Genomic DNA, 15718 nt, shown 5'->3' with positions numbered 1-15718 from the left:
CCCCCGAATCCGCTCAGGGGCAATCCCCTAGACGGCCGACCGGGGGCAAAAGTTGCTTCCGGCACTGGGACATACGCGGGAAGGGCCCGGTTTTCGGGATCACCCCCGAAAACCGGGCCCTTTCTTTACGAAGGGGAGGTCAGGCCTTGGTCGTGGCCTCGGCCTCCGCCGCGGAGGCCGCCGCCCGTGACTCCTGGCCGACGTTGCGTGCCTCGGCCTTGATCGCGAGGTTGGCCACCGCGGTGTTGAACTGCTCGATGGACGTGGGCTCGTCCGGTCCGAGCAGGTACTGCTTGAGCTCCACGCGGTCCTCGGCCAGCAGGTCGGCCGCCGGATCACGGACCGCGTCCAGCAGCTCGCCCAGCTCGGTGGCCTTGTTGGACAGGATCGTGGCCGCCCGCACCGCGGTGTTCTGCCGCTTGAACTCCTCCACACCCAGCTCCGCGGAGTCCGTGACCGCGTACGGCTTGCCGCTCGCGATGAAGTCGGAGACCACGCTGGAGATGTCGGAGACCATCGCGTCGGAGACGTTGAAGCAGTCGTACAGCCGCGGTTCGGCGCCCGTGACCACCCGGTGCTCCCACACCGGGAAGGCACGCCAGTACGCGTCGTTCCACTCGCCGCGCAGCCGGGCGATCTCCTCGTGCTTGGCCACGTCGACCACACCGTCACGAGAGGCCTCGGCCTCGTCGCCCTTGTCGCCGCCACTGCCGACCAGGGCGGCGAGCCGCGCCTCGATGCGGGCGAGCTCGGCCTTGGCCGCGGCCGTCACACTCGCGTCGGCCTGGAAGCGGGGGTCCGTGGCGCGCTCGGCGGCGGCCTTCTCGATCAGCGCGGTGACCTTCTGGTGCGCGGCGCCCGCCTTGGGCAGGACCGTGCCGGTGAAGGGGTGCGGCTTGTAGAGGACGCGGACCGGCGGGTCGGCCTGCAGCAGCTTCTGCACGATGTTCTCGCCGGCCAGCATCAGCGAGGTGTTGCCCGGGTTGCCGTCCCAGCCCTCCCAGGTGGGCGCGTAGAGCACGGTCGCCATCCGGTCCTCGGGCACGCCCTGCCCGTTCTGGATCGGCGCCAGCTGCGGGCGGCCCACCTCGACGATGTCCTCGTCGCGGACACCGACGTCGGCGATGGCGTAGCGGTCGCGGCCGGCCCGGCCCGCCACCCACACCTCGTCGTAGGCCTTGCTGAACGGGTTGACGCTCGCCAGCTTGTCGCTGTCGCCGTGGCCGATGAAGACGTGCTTCATGGTGGGCACGCGCAGCAGGTGGATGTTCTTGCCGACGTTCGCCGCGTACAGCGCGACGCGCACCGAGGACAGGTCCATGTTCATCAGGTGCACCCCTCCGGGCACGCAGATGACGGGGACCGTGGTGGGCGCGAGGTTCTGCAGGATGACGCGCTCACGCAGGATGATCAGCGGCCGGGAGTCCAGCTGCTCCATGGTCTCCAGCCACATGTTGACCTGATAGACGGAGTCCTTGGAGCCGGAGAAGTAGAGCACCGTCTCCGGCTGGTAGTCGCGCAGCCATTCGTCGACTTTGGCGAGCACCTTGTCCGCGTTCGGCGGGACCTTCTTGCCCCGCACGTACGGCATCAGCGCGAGGACGTACAGGGAGCCGAGCACTATCGTCACGCCGATGCCGATGAAGCCCGGCAGCGTCGAGTCCATCGCGGCGGCGACGAGTATGCCGACCACGGCCGCGAGGTCGAGGTGGAGCATCTTCTCGGCCGACCGGTTCAGCAGGCCCAGCGGCGGGGCGTCCGGGATGCGGAGGCGGGAGGCCAGGTCGACGTTGCGGGTGGCGACCGGGAGCCGGCGGCGGTTGCGGATCAGCGTGACCAGCGCGCCGTGCGGGGCCTGGAGGCCGTAGAACGCGATGAAGCAGGCGGTGGCCCCGTAGAAGATCAGGTTGTTGGAGAGGTCGAGCCGGGCCAGCAGCAGGATCAGCAGGAGCTGTCTGATCAGGAAGCGGATCGAGAGTCCGGCGCGCACCTTGCTGAGGCGGTTGATCAGATAACTGCCCTTGCGGTGCAGATAGTGGTCCGCAAGGTACGTGACGGCGGTCGCGGCCGCGAAGGCGGGGACGCTCGGGATGAGCGCGGCCACCATTATGGCGGGGAAACCCGCCAGCATGAGGACCGCCGCGACCAGCTCGGCCGCGCTGCCCACCCGGGCGACGCGAATAGCAGTGCTTATCACTGAAAACCTGCTCTGGGAGGGATGCCGGTTGTTTACGAATTAAACGGTGCTTAAGGCTTCAGGCCCCTGTGAATGCGCCAGGAACGGGCAGCCACAGAGGCCTGAATTTACCGAAGACTATTTGTCCCTGATTATGCCACGCCATCCTGACGGTCCAGGACACTGGCCAGCGCGGCCTCGAAGCCGGAGGCCTGGCCCGCGGAGGCCGTCGGGTCCTGCTGGCGGACGTCGATGACATGCCCCGTCAGCTCGGAGAGCAGCACGTCGAGCGAGGTGCGGGCCACCGCCTCGGAGGACAGCAGGCTGCCCGCGGGCTCCTGCCCGAAGGCCTTGGTGCGCATGGGCGTGGCGGTGCGCTCGGGGTTGATGCAGTTCACCCGGACGCCGTCACCCGCCCATTCGTCGGACAGGGCCTGCGTGAGGTTGACCATCGCCGCCTTGGTCGAGGAGTACAGGCTGTACTCGGCGCGGCCGCGGGTGTAGCTGCTGGAGGTGTACAGCAGCAGCTGGCCCTTGGTCTCCGCCAGGTACTTGTACGAGGAGCGCGCGATCTGCACCGGGGCCAGGTAGTTGACCTTCAGCGCCTCCTCGATGGTGGCGTTGTCGGTCTCCGCCAGCTTGCCGATGCGCAGCACGCCCGCGGTGTTGACGACGTAGTCGATGCGCCCGGTCTCGGCGTACGCCTTGGACAGCGCGTCGTCGACCTCCTCCGGGTTCTCGACGTGGGTGCCGGTGGTGGAGCGGCCCAGCGCGTACACCTTGGCGCCGTAGGCCTCGGCGAGCTCGCCGATGTCCTTGCCGATGCCGTAGGAGCCGCCGAAGACGACGATGGTCTTGCCGCTGAGCAGCTCGCGGTAGGCCTCGTCGCTGACCTGCTCGGGAGCGGCGGTCGAGGCGAGCTGGAAGAGCTTGTCGGCGATGAAGACGTCGACGGGCTGGGTGACCTTCATGTTGTACTCGTCACCCGCGACGACGTGGATCGGCACGTCCGGCAGGTACTTGAGCACGACCGAACAGTCGTCCGTGGCCTGGAAGTTGGGGTCCCCGGCGGCGACCTCGTAGGCGCGCTTGATGGTGGACAGCTTGAAGGCCTGCGGGGTCTGGCCGCGGCGCAGCCGGGAGCGGTCCGGGATCTCGGTGATGAACTCGCCGTCGTCGCCGTGCTTGCGCGTGACGATGATGGTGTCCGCGGACGGGATGGCGACGTCGACGGCCTGGAAGCGCTCCAGGGCGACCACGCAGTCGTCGATCACGCGCCGCGAGAGCAGCGGGCGCACGGCGTCGTGGAACAGGACGTTGAGGTCCTCGCCCTCGGCCAGGTCCTCACCGAGGGCCGCGATGGCGCGCTCGGTGGTCTCGTTCCGGGTGGAGCCACCCTCGATGATCTTCTTGACCTTCGTGAACCCGGCCTTGGCGACGATCTTCTCTATGTCGGGCACGTAGCCCGGCGCCATCAGGACGATGATGTCGTCGATGGAGTCGGCCTTCTCAAAGGTGGTCAGGGTGTGCTCGATGACTGCCTTGCCGGCGATCTTCAGCAGCTGCTTGGGGATCGAGAGACCCACCCGCTGACCGGTACCACCGGCCAGGATCACTGCGGTGGTACGGGGCTTGGCGATGTGCTGGGACACAGAAGACCTACCTCGGGGCGACAGGGAACGAGGAAATGGTCCCACTTGCGGTTACCGCTGTGCAAGGTGACCGCCGTTCACTGCATATGTACGCGCTACCTGTCATTCATCTTGCACTGCCGGTAACGACGACCGGGGCCGGGATCCCGTCCAGGGCGGGCGTCCTCGGCGCGGCGGACATGAGCCCGGGATCGCCGATGATCCGCACGCCCACCTCGACGGCCCACTTCGGAGTGAGGATCTTCACGTCCTCGGGCGAGGGGCTGCACGCGTTCTTCATATGCATGACGGCACCGTTGCGGACAAGCTTGGAATACAACTCGTCCGTCAGTCCATTGCCACGGAATTCCTTGTTAAGATTCCGCAGCATTTCGGTCTCGGTGAGAGCAAGAGAACGATTCGCGGCGTCCGGAACGGGCCGGAGGAGATTCTCGGGCAGCCCGAGGAGCTGTTCGGGGTTGGGCTGCTCGGCGGTCCTCACGCGGGCCGTACCCCCGGCTTGCCCGCGTCCACCCGCAGCTGCGCCAGCGTGCTCGCCGTCGCCTCCGGCCTGACCACCGTGTCCACGGCCCTGACCTGCGCGTCGATGCCGTACCGGTCGATGTCGAAGAGGTGGTAGCCGCGGTGGGCGTCGATGAACTTCCAGTGCGGGTTGTCGGCCATGAGCGGGTCCCACTGGGCGTGGAAGGCGGCCTGGTCCTGGTCGCCGTTGCTGGAGATGGACGTACCGACGAACTCGGCGCCGACGACCCGGGAGGACGGGTCGGCGTAGTCCTCCTTGAGGTCGCTGATCATCGTGAGGTGGCGGTCGCCGGAGAGCACGACCGGGTTGCGCACGCTCCTGAACTCCTCCAGGAGGGCGTTGCGTTCGACCTGGTAGCCGTCCCAGGCGTCGTAGTACCAGAGCTTGCCCTCGCCGGGCAGGATGTCGGTCTCGGCCATCATGATCTGCGAGGCGATGAGGTTCCAGCGGGCCGGTGAGCCGTGCAGCGAGTCCAGCAGCCACTGCTTCTGCTCGGCGCCGAGCATGGTGAGCGAGGGGTCCTGCGCGGCGGCCTGGCTGGTGACCTGGTCGCTGCGGAACTGCCGGGTGTCCAGCACGTTCAGCCGGACCAGGCGGCCGAACTCCAGCCGCCGGTACATCTGGATGTGCGGGCCGTTCGGGACGGCGGTGGCGCGCACCGGCATGTGCTCGTAGTACGCCTGGAAGGCCGCCGTCAGCCGGGCCACGAAGGCGTCGTGCGGCTGCTTGGCGGGGTCCTGCGGAATCTCGCCGGCCCAGTCGTTGTCGACCTCGTGGTCGTCGAAGGTGACCACCCAGGGCGCGTTCGCGTGGATCTCGGCGAGGTCCGGGTCGGTGCGGTACTGGGCGTACCGGTTGCGGTACTGGACGAGGCTGTACGGCTCCCCCGTGCCCTCGTGCCGGCGCGGACCCGCAGACGACGGTGCCGACTCGTAGATGTAGTCGCCGACGAACAGCACGACGTCGGGGTCCTGGTCCAGCATGTCGGCGTACGGGGTGAAGTAGCCGTTCTGCCAGTTCTGGCAGGAGGCGAGCGCGACCCGGAGGCTGCCGCCGGAGCTGTGCCGGGCGGGGGCGGTGCGGGTGCGGCCGGTGCGTGAGAGCTGGCCGTCGGCGCGGAAGCGGTACCAGTACGTACGGCCCGCGCGCAGGCCCCGTACGTCGACGTGGACGCTGTGCCCGTACGCGGGCAGGGCCTGGGCGGTGCCCCGGCGGACCACCTTTCTGAAGCGCTCGTCCTCGGCGAGCTCCCACTCGACCGGCACCACCCGGTCGGGCATGCCTCCCCCGTTCAGCGGATCGGGGGCGAGCCGCGTCCACAGCACGATGCCGTCGGGCAGCGGGTCACCGGAGGACACCCCGAGGCTGAACACCCCGTCGGGCAGCGGGGGCTCCGCCGCTCGCGCGGTGCCCGGCAGCCACAGCTGGGCGGAGGCGGCGGCGCCGAGCACGGCGGCGCCGGCGGTCAGAAAGCGGCGTCGGCCGGGTGATGCTGCTCCGTACATGGGCGAACTCCCTTACGTCGCTGACCTCTTGGGCACCCTGGAAGCTCACGCTTCGGGGTGATCCGTGCGTTGAACCAGAGTGTTCGCGTGCATGACAAATAGGTAGACAACAGAAGAGCCGTTGCGACTCGGGTATCACATGATGAACGTGATCCCGGCGCAACGGCCTTCAGGACACTGCCGACTGACGATCTTTTGGGTTCTAGTTGGCGAATTCCGAGCCCAGACGGGCCTTCGCCGCGGTGGTGCCGAGGAGAGTGTGGCCGAAGGTGAACGTGCCGTTCGGCCCCAGAACGGTGGCCGGAATCGGTACACCACCGGGCGAGACCACGTACTCCGCGCGGGAGCGGAAGGACCACACGGACCCGGCGCCCGCGTTCTCGCCGGGCGCGCCGACCGCGACGTCGGCCAGTCCGTCGCCGTTCGCGTCACCCACATGGACCGCCCCGCCGAAGGCGTCGCCCTTCTCGCTGGCCCCGGGGACCCCCGGACTGTCCTGCGTGACCACCTGGTGGGAGCCCACCCCGGTCAGCCCGTCGGCCCGGCCGCTGAGCACGACGACCGCGCCGGCGTCCTTGACGGAGTTCGGTGCGGTGGCGGGGCCCAGGTCCTCGCCGGGCACGCCGGTGACCACGTCGAGGTACCCGTCCCCGTCGACGTCGGCGAGCTGCACGTCGGTGCCGAAGCGGTCGCCCTTCTCGGCGGTGCCGGGGACGCCGGGGTTGTCCTGGTTGACGAACTGGGCCGACACACCGTCAGGAGCACCCGAGGTGCCGGGTATCCAGGCGACGCGGCCGCCCTTGGCGCGGTAGGCGTCATGGTCGCTCTCGTAGCCGTCGACGGCCCGGCCCACCACGATGTCGGCGTAGCCGTCCCGGTTCACGTCCCCGACGGCGAGGTTCTCACCGCCCTGGAGCGCGGCACCGTCGATGTCCCAGACCAGGGTCCAGGGCGTGAGGCCGTCCTTGGTGCCCCACCAGTACGCGATTCGCCGGGAGTCGAAGGTGTCGGTGCCGGTCTGGGCGGCCACGACGTCGGTGATCCCGTCGCCGTTGAGGTCGCCGACGTCGAGGTCGAGGACGCGGCTTGCGTACCTGTCCTTCACCACCTGGCGCTCCCCGGTGGCGGAGCCGGAGCGGGTGAAGGGGCCGCCGGACACCACCAGGCCGTACTGGTCCACCGCCGTCAGCAGATCGGTCGCGCCGTCCCCGTCGACGTCCCCCACCGCGAGGTGTCCCTGGGCGCCGAGCCGGTCGCCGGCAGCACCGGAGGCGAGGGTGGCACCGCCCGCCAGACCGCGGGCGCCGCCCCAGACGACCTGCACCCGGCCGGAACCGCTGTCCTCGCCGCCCACGCCCACGATCAGGTCGGTGTACCCGTCCCGGTCCAGGTCGGCGGTGGTGAGCGCGCTGCCGAACCGGTCGCCCGCCTCGGAACCGCCGGGGACGCCCGCCGTGTTCTGGCTGAACACCTGCTTCGTCGAGGACTTCAGACCGCTCGCCGAGCCGTACAGCACGCCGACGAACCCGGCCTTCGCCCTCCCGGCGACGGTCCCGTCGGGCGCGGCCACCGCGAGGTCCGCGTAGCCGTCCCCGTTGAAGTCGTCCCGCACCTGGTGCGGGGCGGCCGCGGCCCCCGCGGTGGCGGGCAGGGCGACCGCGCCGCCGACCGCCAGGACGACGGCGAGCCCTGTACGCCACCCTCTTCGTTGTACGCGCATGCCTCGTCCTTCCTGTGACGGTTGTACGGATTGCTCCGTACGACTCACAGGAAGGGCGGTTGGTTGCCTTCGGGGATGACGGGACGTCACCCGCCGTTCACTCAGAAGGGTTCGAAGTCGTCGAACTCCTGCGCGGCCTCGTCCCGCTCGGCCTGCTTGTCCCGGCGGCGCTGGGCCGCGGGCCGGGGCGCCTCGAAGCGGTGGTCCTCGCCGCGCCGGCCGAGCATCTCGGCGCCGGCCATGACGGTCGGCTCCCAGTCGAAGACGACCGCGTTGTCCTCGGGGCCGATGGCGACGCCGTCGCCCGAACGGGCGCCCGCCTTCATCAACTGCTCTTCCACACCGAGGCGGTTGAGACGGTCGGCGAGGTAGCCGACGGCCTCGTCGTTGCTGAAGTCGGTCTGCCGCACCCAGCGCTCCGGCTTCTCGCCGCGCACCCGGAACAGCCCGTCCTCCTCGCGGACCACGGTGAAGCCCGCGTCGTCCACGGCCTTGGGCCGGATGACGATCCGGGTCGCCTCCTCCTTGGGCTTGGCGGCCCGCGCCGTGCCGACCAGGTCGGCGAGCGCGAAGGACAGCTCCTTCAGCCCCATGTGGGCGACGGCGGACACCTCGAAGACGCGGTAGCCGCGCGCCTCCAGATCGGGCCGCACCATCTCGGCGAGGTCCTTGCCGTCCGGCACGTCGATCTTGTTCAGGACGACGATGCGGGGACGGTTGCCGAGGCCGCCGTACTCCCTGAGCTCCGCCTCGATGATGTCGAGGTCGGAGACCGGGTCGCGGTCGGACTCCAGCGTGGCGGTGTCCAGGACGTGCACGAGAACACTGCAGCGCTCCACGTGCCGCAGGAACTCCAGACCGAGGCCCTTGCCCTGGCTGGCGCCCGGGATCAGGCCCGGCACGTCGGCGATGGTGTAGACGGTGTCGCCGGCGGTGACCACGCCCAGGTTTGGGACCAGCGTGGTGAACGGGTAGTCGGCGATCTTCGGCTTGGCCGCGCTCAGCACCGAGATCAGCGAGGACTTGCCCGCGCTCGGGTAGCCGACCAGGGCCACGTCGGCGACCGTCTTGAGCTCCAGGACGATGTCCTGGAGGTCGCCGGGCACGCCGAGCAGCGCGAACCCGGGGGCCTTGCGGCGGGCGGAGGCCAGCGCCGCGTTGCCGAGGCCGCCGCGGCCGCCCTGGGCGGCGACGTACGAGGTGCCGTGCCCGACCAGGTCGGCGAGGACGTTGCCCTGCCGGTCGAGGACGACGGTGCCGTCCGGCACCGGCAGGACCAGGTCCTGGCCGTCCTTGCCGGAGCGGTTGCCGCCCTCACCGGGCTTGCCGTTGGTGGCCTTGCGGTGCGGGGAGTGGTGGTAGTCGAGCAGCGTGGTGACGGACTGGTCGACGGTCAGGATGACGTCGCCGCCCCGTCCGCCGTTTCCGCCGTCGGGACCGCCGAGCGGCTTGAACTTCTCCCGGTGGACGGAGGCACAGCCGTGACCTCCGTTACCCGCGGCGACATGCAGTTCGACGCGGTCCACGAAGGTGGTCATGGTTCGGTGCCTCCAAAAACGGTACGAGTACTACTTCAGTAACACGCGAAAGGCGGACCCGCCTTCCCACCAGGGAAGTGAGGTCCGCCTCGCGAAAGCTTCCGATCAGCTGCCTGAATCAGTTACCTGATGCTTCAGGCGACCGGAACGATGTTCACGACCTTGCGGCCACGGTGGGTACCGAACTCCACCGCACCGGCGTTCAGCGCGAACAGCGTGTCGTCGCCGCCACGGCCGACGCCCGCACCCGGGTGGAAGTGGGTACCGCGCTGGCGGACCAGGATCTCGCCCGCGTTGACGACCTGACCGCCGAAGCGCTTCACGCCGAGGCGCTGAGCGTTGGAGTCACGACCGTTACGGGTGGACGATGCGCCCTTCTTGTGTGCCATCTCTCCTCAGTCCCTTACTTCGCAGCCGCGGGGATCTCAGTGACCTTGATCGCCGTGTACTGCTGGCGGTGGCCCTGACGACGGCGGTAGCCGGTCTTGTTCTTGTAGCGAAGGATGTCGATCTTGACGCCCTTGTGGTGGTCCACGACCTCGGCCTGGACCTTGATGCCGGCCAGGACCCACGGGTCGCTGGTCACAGCGTCGCCGTCGACAACGAGCAGGGTCGAGAGCTCGACCGTGTCGCCAACCTTGGCAGTGGAAATCTTGTCAACCTCAACGATGTCGCCGACAGCAACCTTGTGCTGGCGACCACCGCTGCGCACGATGGCGTACACGCGGATCTCACTCTCTCGCTCGGGAACGGCACCCCCGCAGTCCAGCCGCCCGGCAGAACGAGCGGCCTCTCCCGGCCAGAACAGCGACCCGAGAGGAAGAGGTTTACGGGGATGTGGCGTGTCACCAGTGGACACGCCGACGGTCTAGGTTACGGGGCCGCAGCCGAACGGGTCAAACCGGGCCCCGTCGCGTTCAAACCCACGCGTCAGGAGCCGAGGCTCTCCCGGTACGCCACGCACTCCTCGTAGGAGGGCAGCAGCCCCTGCTCACGGGCCTCGGCCAGGGTGGGCGCCTGCTCGTCCTTGGGGGAGAGCAGCGGGGCGACCCCGTCGGGCCACTCGATGCCGATCTCCGGGTCGAGCGGGTGGATGCCGTGCTCACGCTCGGGCGCGTAGCCCTCCGAGCACAGGTAGACCACGGTGGCGTCGTCGGTGAGCGCCATGAACCCGTGGCCGAGTCCCTCGGAGAGGTAGACGGCGTGGTGGTCCTGGTCGTCGAGGCGGACGATCTCCCACTGGCCGAAGGTGGGAGAGCCCACCCGGATGTCCACGATCACGTCGAGGACCGCGCCGCGCACGCACTTGACGTACTTGGCCTGCCCGGGCGGCACGTCGGCGAAGTGGATGCCGCGCAGGGTGCCTCGGCTGGAGACCGACATGTTGGCCTGGGCCAGCCCGAGCGAGTGGCCTGCGGCCTCCGCGAAGACGGGGGCCTTGAACCACTCGTGGAAGCTGCCCCGGCCGTCGGGGAAGACCTTCGGCTCGAACACCCAGGCACCGGAGATGGAAAGGGGTCGCATCGCGGGGCTCAGCCCTTCTTCTGGTTGGTCAGGGCGCGCTTGATACGCCCGGCGGCCCGGCGCCACAGCGGGCGCGGCGCGGCGGCCTTCTTCTTGGGGGCGCTCGGAGCGGCCTTCTTCGTGGCGGACGGCGTGTGCCGGTCGATCACCTTGGCGGTGCCGTCGGCGTCCACCACGACGTCCACGGGGAGCCGGGTCCACTTGCGCTCCCCGCGGGCCGCGGAGGGCACGCCGACCCGGACCGCCCAGCGCATGCCGGTGAGTTTCTCCAGCGGCAGCGTGGCGGTGGCGATGCGGCCGTCCAGCGTGGCGTCGGCCGGGTACTTGCCGACGTTCTTGCGCTCGAAGCGCAGCTGAACGGTGTCTCCGCCGGTCGCGGCGATGTGCAGCGGCAGGGGCAGCCGTACGACGGAACCCTCCACCGCGGCCTCGGCGGGCGGCATGAAGGCGACCGCCTCGCCCTCCAGCTTGTTCGTGTGCTGGTCGACGTCGAGCGAGAGGTTGCCAGGACCGTCGGTCCAGTACGGCAGGACGAGCCGTGCGGGTTCGCCGGTGAGGGCGGCCAGGCGGCCGGCCTCGACGTCCTCGCCGCGCACCGCGCCGAGCCGGGTCTCCTTGCTCCAGCCGCAGGACTTGATCCTGAGGTGCAGGTCCCAGATGCCCTTGTCGAGCGGGGCGCCGGAGGCCGCAGTCTCGGGGTCGAGCTCGGCGCGGGCGGAGATCCGCTGCCGGAAGGCACCGTCCCCGGCCGGAACCTCGTGCAGCTCGCTCTTGACGGGGAGGTAGAACTGGCGGGCGTCCTCGCGGTGCCGGACCACCAGGTCCACGTCGCTCTTGGCGAGCGGGGCGTCCAGCTTGATGCCCTGGTCGTCGAGGGCCTTGAGGGCCTCGTCGGACAGCGGCAGGCCGAGCAGCCGGCGATCGCCCTCCTGACGGAAGGTCATCGGCTCGTCGCCGATGTGCAGTTCGGAGTCGAAGCCGACGCTCAGGGTGCCGTCCCGCCACTCCAGCGAGGTGAGCTCGCCGGTGGGCTTGATCCCGGCCTCCCACTCGGCGAGGGTGCGGATGTCCTGGTAGCGGTCGGCGAAGATCAGCCCGGCGACGACCTTCTGGGTGAGGCCGAGACGGGCCACGACACCGGGTCCGAAGCGCTCGGTGACCACCTTGTGGATCTCGGTGTACAGCTCCTCGGCGTAGTCCTCGGGGAGCTTGAGGAGGCGCTGGCCGCGCAGCCGCTCGACCATCTCGTTGCGCAGCCAGCGGCTGAACAGCTTGTCGCGCAGCGCACCGGGCTCGGTGAGCTCCTCGACGACGTCGAGGGCCTCGCGCAGGTTGCCGAAGTAACCGACCGGGTCGAAGCGCTGGAAGCCGGCGTTGGAGCCGTCGTCACGGGTGATGTGGTAGTAGCACAGGTAGTCGCCGAGGACGGAGACATTCTTCGCGCGGAGATAGGTCTCCACGACGAAGACGTGGTCCTCGAGCCGACGGCGACCCTCCTTGAAGCGGATCCCGTGCTCGTTGAGGAACTCCCGCCGGAACATCTTGTGCGGGGTGAGGCTGTCGATCAGCGGCGCGTTGGCGACGGTGGCGCGCGGCCGGTTGACCCGGAACAGCTCCTGCGGGACCGGGCGTCCGATGCCGGCCATCTTTCCCACGACGACGTCGGCCTCGTTGGCCTTGCCGTAGTCGTACATCCGCTCCAGGGCCTCGTCGCCGAGCCAGTCGTCGTGGTCGACGAACATGACGTACTCGCCCTGAGCGGCCTCGATGCCGGTGTTGCGGGGCTTGCCCGACCAGCCGGAGGACTCCTGGTGGATGAGGTGGAAGTGCGGGTGCTCGGCGGCGAGCTGGTCCAGGCGGGCCGGGGTCTCGTCGGTGGAGCCGTCGTTGACGAAGAAGACCTCGAACTCGTCGGGGGTCAGGCTCTGCCGGAGCAGGCCCGTGATGCAGTCCTCGACGTACTTGCCGGGGTTGTAGACCGCGATGACGACGCTGACCTTGACCGTCACGCCGTGTTCTCCTTCAGATGGACCCGGTGGATCTCCGGGAAGGCCTCGGTGAGAGCCGTGCGCCAGTCGCGCAGCGGCTCGATGCCGGCCTCGGCGAACCGGCCGTGACCGAGGACGCTGTAGGCGGGACGCGGAGCGGGCCGCACGAAGGCCTCGCTGGTGGTGGGGCGGACCCGGTCCGGGTCGGCGCCGAGCAGGCGGAAGATCTCCTGGGTGAAGCCGTGCCAGGTGGTCTCGCCGGAGTTGGTGCCGTGGTAGACGCCGGCCGGGGCGGTGCCGGCCAGGGCACCGAGGCCCAACTCGACCAGCAGGCCCGCGAGATCGGCGCTCCAGGTGGGCTGGCCGCGCTGGTCGTCGACGACGTCGAGGGTGTCCTTGACGCCCTCCAGCTTGATCATCGTCTTGACGAAGTTGGGGCCGCCGGTGCCGTAGAGCCAGGCGGTGCGGACGACGTAGCCGCGCTCGATCCCGAGGACCGCCTTCTCCCCGGCGAGCTTGGTGCGGCCGTAGGCGCTGCGGGGCGCGGTCGGGGCGTCCTCCGCGTACGGCTCCTGAGCGTCCCCGGCGAACACGTAGTCCGTGGAGACGTGCAGCAGGACGGCGCCGGTGCGGGCGCAGGCCTCCGCGAGATTGCGCGGCCCGTCGCCGTTGATGGCGAGCGCCTCGTCCTCACGGGTCTCGGCGTCGTCGACGGCCGTCCAGGCGGCGCAGTTGACGACCACGGCGGGCCGGTGCTCTTCGAGGGCCGCGCTCACGGCGTCGGCGTCGGTGAGGTCCAGCGCCTTGCGGTCGAGGGCGACGAACCGCTCCCCCGACTGGGCCAGCCGGGCCAGGACGTCCTGGCCCAGCATGCCGCCCGCGCCCGTGACCAGCCAGGTGCGGTTGTCGGTCACAGCGCGGCCCGCTCCTTCAGCGGCTCCCACCATGCGCGGTTGTCGCGGTACCACTGCACGGTCTCCGCGAGGCCCTGCTCGAAGCTCTTGCGGGGCTCGTAGCCGAGCTCCTCGCGGATCTTCGTGCAGTCGACGGAGTAGCGGCGGTCGTGGCCCTTGCGGTCCTCGACGTACTCGACGCTGGTCTCCCAGTCGGCGCCGCACGCCTTCAGCAGCAGCCCGGTGAGCTCCTTGTTGGAGAGCTCGGTGCCGCCGCCGATGTTGTAGACCTCGCCCGCGCGGCCCTTGGTGCGCACCAGCTCGATGCCCTGGACGTGGTCGTCGATGTGCAGCCAGTCGCGGACGTTGCCGCCGTCGCCGTACAGCGGGACCTTCTTGCCGTCGAGGAGGTTGGTCACGAAGAGCGGGATGACCTTCTCGGGGAAGTGGTGGTGCCCGTAGTTGTTGGAGCAACGGGTCACGCGCACGTCCAGGCCGTGGGTGCGGTGGTACGACAGCGCGATCAGGTCGCTGGACGCCTTCGCCGAGGAATACGGCGAGTTGGGCTCCAGCGGGTGCGTCTCGGGCCAGGAACCCTCGTCGATCGAGCCGTAGACCTCGTCGGTGGAGATGTGCACGAAGGTCTTGATGCCCGCGCGGTGGGCCGCGTCGATGAGGGTGTGGGTGCCGACCACGTTGGTGCGCACGAACTCGGCGCCGCCGTCGATGGAACGGTCGACGTGCGACTCGGCGGCGAAGTGCACCACCTGGTCGTGCTCGGCCATCAGCTTGCCGACCAGCTCGGGGTCGCAGATGTCGCCCTGCACGAAGGCGAATCCGGGGTGCTCGCGCACCTCGTCGAGGTTGGCCGGGTTGCCCGCGTAGGTCAGCTTGTCCAGGACGGTGACCGAGACGTCACCGGGGCCCTGGGGGCCGAGCACGGTACGGACGTAGTGCGAGCCGATGAAGCCGGCACCGCCGGTCACCAGAATCCGAGTGGTCATGAAGAGATCTGCACCTTGCTGTGATCACCGAGCACGAGCCGGTGTGCCTTGGGGTTACGGGGCGCGGGCGTGACCTCGACGTCACGTCCGATGAGCGAGGCCTCCACGCGGCGCACGCCGGTCACGGACGAGCCGCGCAGCACGATGGAGTACTCGATTTCGCTGTCCTCGATCCGGCAGTCCTCGGAGACGGACGTGAACGGACCGATGTAGGCGTCGTTGACCACCGTGCCGGCACCGATGATGGCAGGACCGACGATCCGGCTGCCACTGACGCTGGCGCCCGCCTCGATGCGGACCCGGCCGATGATCTCGCTGCTCTCGTCGACCGTGCCCTCGTTCACCGGCTCGACGGTCTCCAGGACGGACCGGTTGACCTCCAGCATGTCGGTGACGTTGCCGGTGTCCTTCCAGTAGCCGGAGATGGTCGTGGAGCGGACGTCACGCTTCTGGTCGATCAGCCACTGGATCGCATGGGTGATCTCCAGCTCGCCGCGCCAGGACGGCTCGATGGAACGGACGGCCTCGTGAATGGCCGGGGTGAACAGGTAGACGCCGACGAGCGCCAGGTCGCTCTTGGGCTGCTTCGGCTTCTCCTCCAGGCCCACCACGCGGCCCTCGCCGTCGAGTTCGGCGACACCGAAGGAGGTGGGGTTGGGGACGCGGGTCAGCAGGATCTGTGCCTCGGGCCGCTCGGCGCGGAACTCGTCCACCAGACCGGTGATGCCACCGACGATGAAGTTGTCGCCGAGGTACATGACGAAGTCCTCGTCACCGAGGAACTCCTGCGCGATGAGGACGGCGTGGGCGAGGCCCAGCGGCGCGTCCTGCGGGATGTAGGTGACCTTGATCCCGAACTGGGAGCCGTCACCGACCGCCTCCCGGATCTCGTCCGCGGTGTCGCCGACGACGATGCCGACCTCGCTGATTCCGGCCTCGGCGATCGCCTCCAGGCCGTAGAACAGCACCGGCTTGTTGGCGACCGGCACCAACTGCTTGGCGGAGGTGTGGGTGATCGGGCGGAGGCGGGTGCCCGCTCCCCCGGAGAGCACGAGAGCCTTCACGAAAATCCCTATTTGTCTAAATTAAGCGTCAATCTCGGCTCACATCATAACCCTGGGGACAGGCCGGGGATTCACCGGCCATTCACATGATCGATCACCGGTTGACAACTTTCCGTCGGACGCAATACCCA

Annotated in this window: 13 protein-coding genes; all 13 read right to left on the bottom strand. The window is 69.3% G+C overall.

What is annotated here, in order from left to right:
• Positions 1-139: 139 nt before the first annotated feature.
• The 13 genes from D1369_RS27215 to D1369_RS27155 all read right to left on the bottom strand — a co-directional run bounded on the left by D1369_RS27215 (position 140) and on the right by D1369_RS27155 (position 15587).
• A complete protein-coding gene (locus D1369_RS27215; protein ID WP_007381986.1) occupies positions 140-2197 on the bottom strand; it encodes a hypothetical protein in 2058 nt (685 codons plus the stop codon).
• Positions 2198-2328: 131 nt separating this feature from the next.
• Positions 2329-3828: a bifunctional cytidylyltransferase/SDR family oxidoreductase gene (locus D1369_RS27210; RefSeq protein WP_007381987.1), complete on the bottom strand. Its 1500-nt coding sequence runs from the start codon at positions 3826-3828 to the stop codon at positions 2329-2331.
• A gap of 106 nt (positions 3829-3934) precedes the next feature.
• Complete coding sequence (locus D1369_RS27205) at positions 3935-4309, bottom strand: hypothetical protein (protein ID WP_007381988.1); 375 nt, start codon at positions 4307-4309, stop codon at positions 3935-3937.
• Positions 4306-5856, bottom strand: coding sequence for an alkaline phosphatase D family protein (locus tag D1369_RS27200; protein ID WP_007381989.1), 1551 nt, complete (start codon positions 5854-5856; stop codon positions 4306-4308). The genes D1369_RS27205 and D1369_RS27200 overlap by 4 nt, the downstream gene beginning before the upstream one ends.
• Positions 5857-6058: 202 nt before the next feature.
• Entirely contained in the window at positions 6059-7576 is a 1518-nt protein-coding gene (locus D1369_RS27195; RefSeq protein ID WP_007381990.1) for an FG-GAP-like repeat-containing protein, read from the bottom strand.
• Between the two features lie 101 nt (positions 7577-7677).
• Positions 7678-9114 carry a GTPase ObgE gene (gene obgE / locus D1369_RS27190; RefSeq protein ID WP_007381991.1) on the bottom strand — a complete coding sequence of 479 codons (1437 nt, stop codon included), beginning with the start codon at positions 9112-9114 and terminating at the stop codon, positions 7678-7680.
• Between the two features lie 134 nt (positions 9115-9248).
• Positions 9249-9503 carry a 50S ribosomal protein L27 gene (gene rpmA / locus D1369_RS27185; RefSeq protein WP_007381992.1) on the bottom strand — a complete coding sequence of 85 codons (255 nt, stop codon included), beginning with the start codon at positions 9501-9503 and terminating at the stop codon, positions 9249-9251.
• A 14-nt stretch (positions 9504-9517) separates the two neighbouring features.
• Positions 9518-9838 carry a 50S ribosomal protein L21 gene (rplU, locus tag D1369_RS27180; protein ID WP_007381993.1) on the bottom strand — a complete coding sequence of 107 codons (321 nt, stop codon included), beginning with the start codon at positions 9836-9838 and terminating at the stop codon, positions 9518-9520.
• Positions 9839-10044: 206 nt separating this feature from the next.
• Complete coding sequence (gene rfbC, locus D1369_RS27175) at positions 10045-10638, bottom strand: dTDP-4-dehydrorhamnose 3,5-epimerase (protein WP_007381994.1); 594 nt, start codon at positions 10636-10638, stop codon at positions 10045-10047.
• An 8-nt stretch (positions 10639-10646) separates the two neighbouring features.
• Entirely contained in the window at positions 10647-12647 is a 2001-nt protein-coding gene (locus D1369_RS27170) for a glycosyltransferase (protein WP_007381995.1), read from the bottom strand.
• Entirely contained in the window at positions 12644-13573 is a 930-nt protein-coding gene (gene rfbD / locus D1369_RS27165) for a dTDP-4-dehydrorhamnose reductase (protein WP_050789701.1), read from the bottom strand. Before rfbD ends, D1369_RS27170 begins: the two co-directional genes overlap by 4 nt.
• The gene (gene rfbB / locus D1369_RS27160) at positions 13537-14523 is read right to left on the bottom strand and encodes a dTDP-glucose 4,6-dehydratase (RefSeq protein ID WP_007381997.1); all 987 of its coding nucleotides are present in this window, start codon (positions 14521-14523) and stop codon (positions 13537-13539) included. Before rfbB ends, rfbD begins: the two co-directional genes overlap by 37 nt.
• Entirely contained in the window at positions 14520-15587 is a 1068-nt protein-coding gene (locus D1369_RS27155; RefSeq protein WP_007381998.1) for a glucose-1-phosphate thymidylyltransferase, read from the bottom strand. The genes rfbB and D1369_RS27155 overlap by 4 nt, the downstream gene beginning before the upstream one ends.
• Positions 15588-15718: the final 131 nt, after the last annotated feature.

It is taken from the genome of Streptomyces sp. CC0208, assembly GCF_003443735.1.
GTDB classification, from domain to species: domain Bacteria; phylum Actinomycetota; class Actinomycetes; order Streptomycetales; family Streptomycetaceae; genus Streptomyces; species Streptomyces sviceus.
The sequence above is the reverse complement of the archived record's forward strand: the minus strand, read 5'-3'. Positions and strand labels throughout refer to the sequence as shown.

Bases quoted from the DNA above. Each gene is read 5' to 3' on its own strand.
- D1369_RS27200 (WP_007381989.1), bottom strand. From the start codon at position 5,856: ATGTACGGAGCAGCATCACCCGGCCGACGCCGCTTTCTGACCGCCGGC.
- D1369_RS27195 (WP_007381990.1), bottom strand. From the start codon at position 7,576: ATGCGCGTACAACGAAGAGGGTGGCGTACAGGGCTCGCCGTCGTCCTG.
- obgE (WP_007381991.1), bottom strand. From the start codon at position 9,114: ATGACCACCTTCGTGGACCGCGTCGAACTGCATGTCGCCGCGGGTAAC.
- rpmA (WP_007381992.1), bottom strand. From the start codon at position 9,503: ATGGCACACAAGAAGGGCGCATCGTCCACCCGTAACGGTCGTGACTCC.
- rfbC (WP_007381994.1), bottom strand. From the start codon at position 10,638: ATGCGACCCCTTTCCATCTCCGGTGCCTGGGTGTTCGAGCCGAAGGTC.
- rfbD (WP_050789701.1), bottom strand. From the start codon at position 13,573: ATGGTGGGAGCCGCTGAAGGAGCGGGCCGCGCTGTGACCGACAACCGC.
- rfbB (WP_007381997.1), bottom strand. From the start codon at position 14,523: ATGACCACTCGGATTCTGGTGACCGGCGGTGCCGGCTTCATCGGCTCG.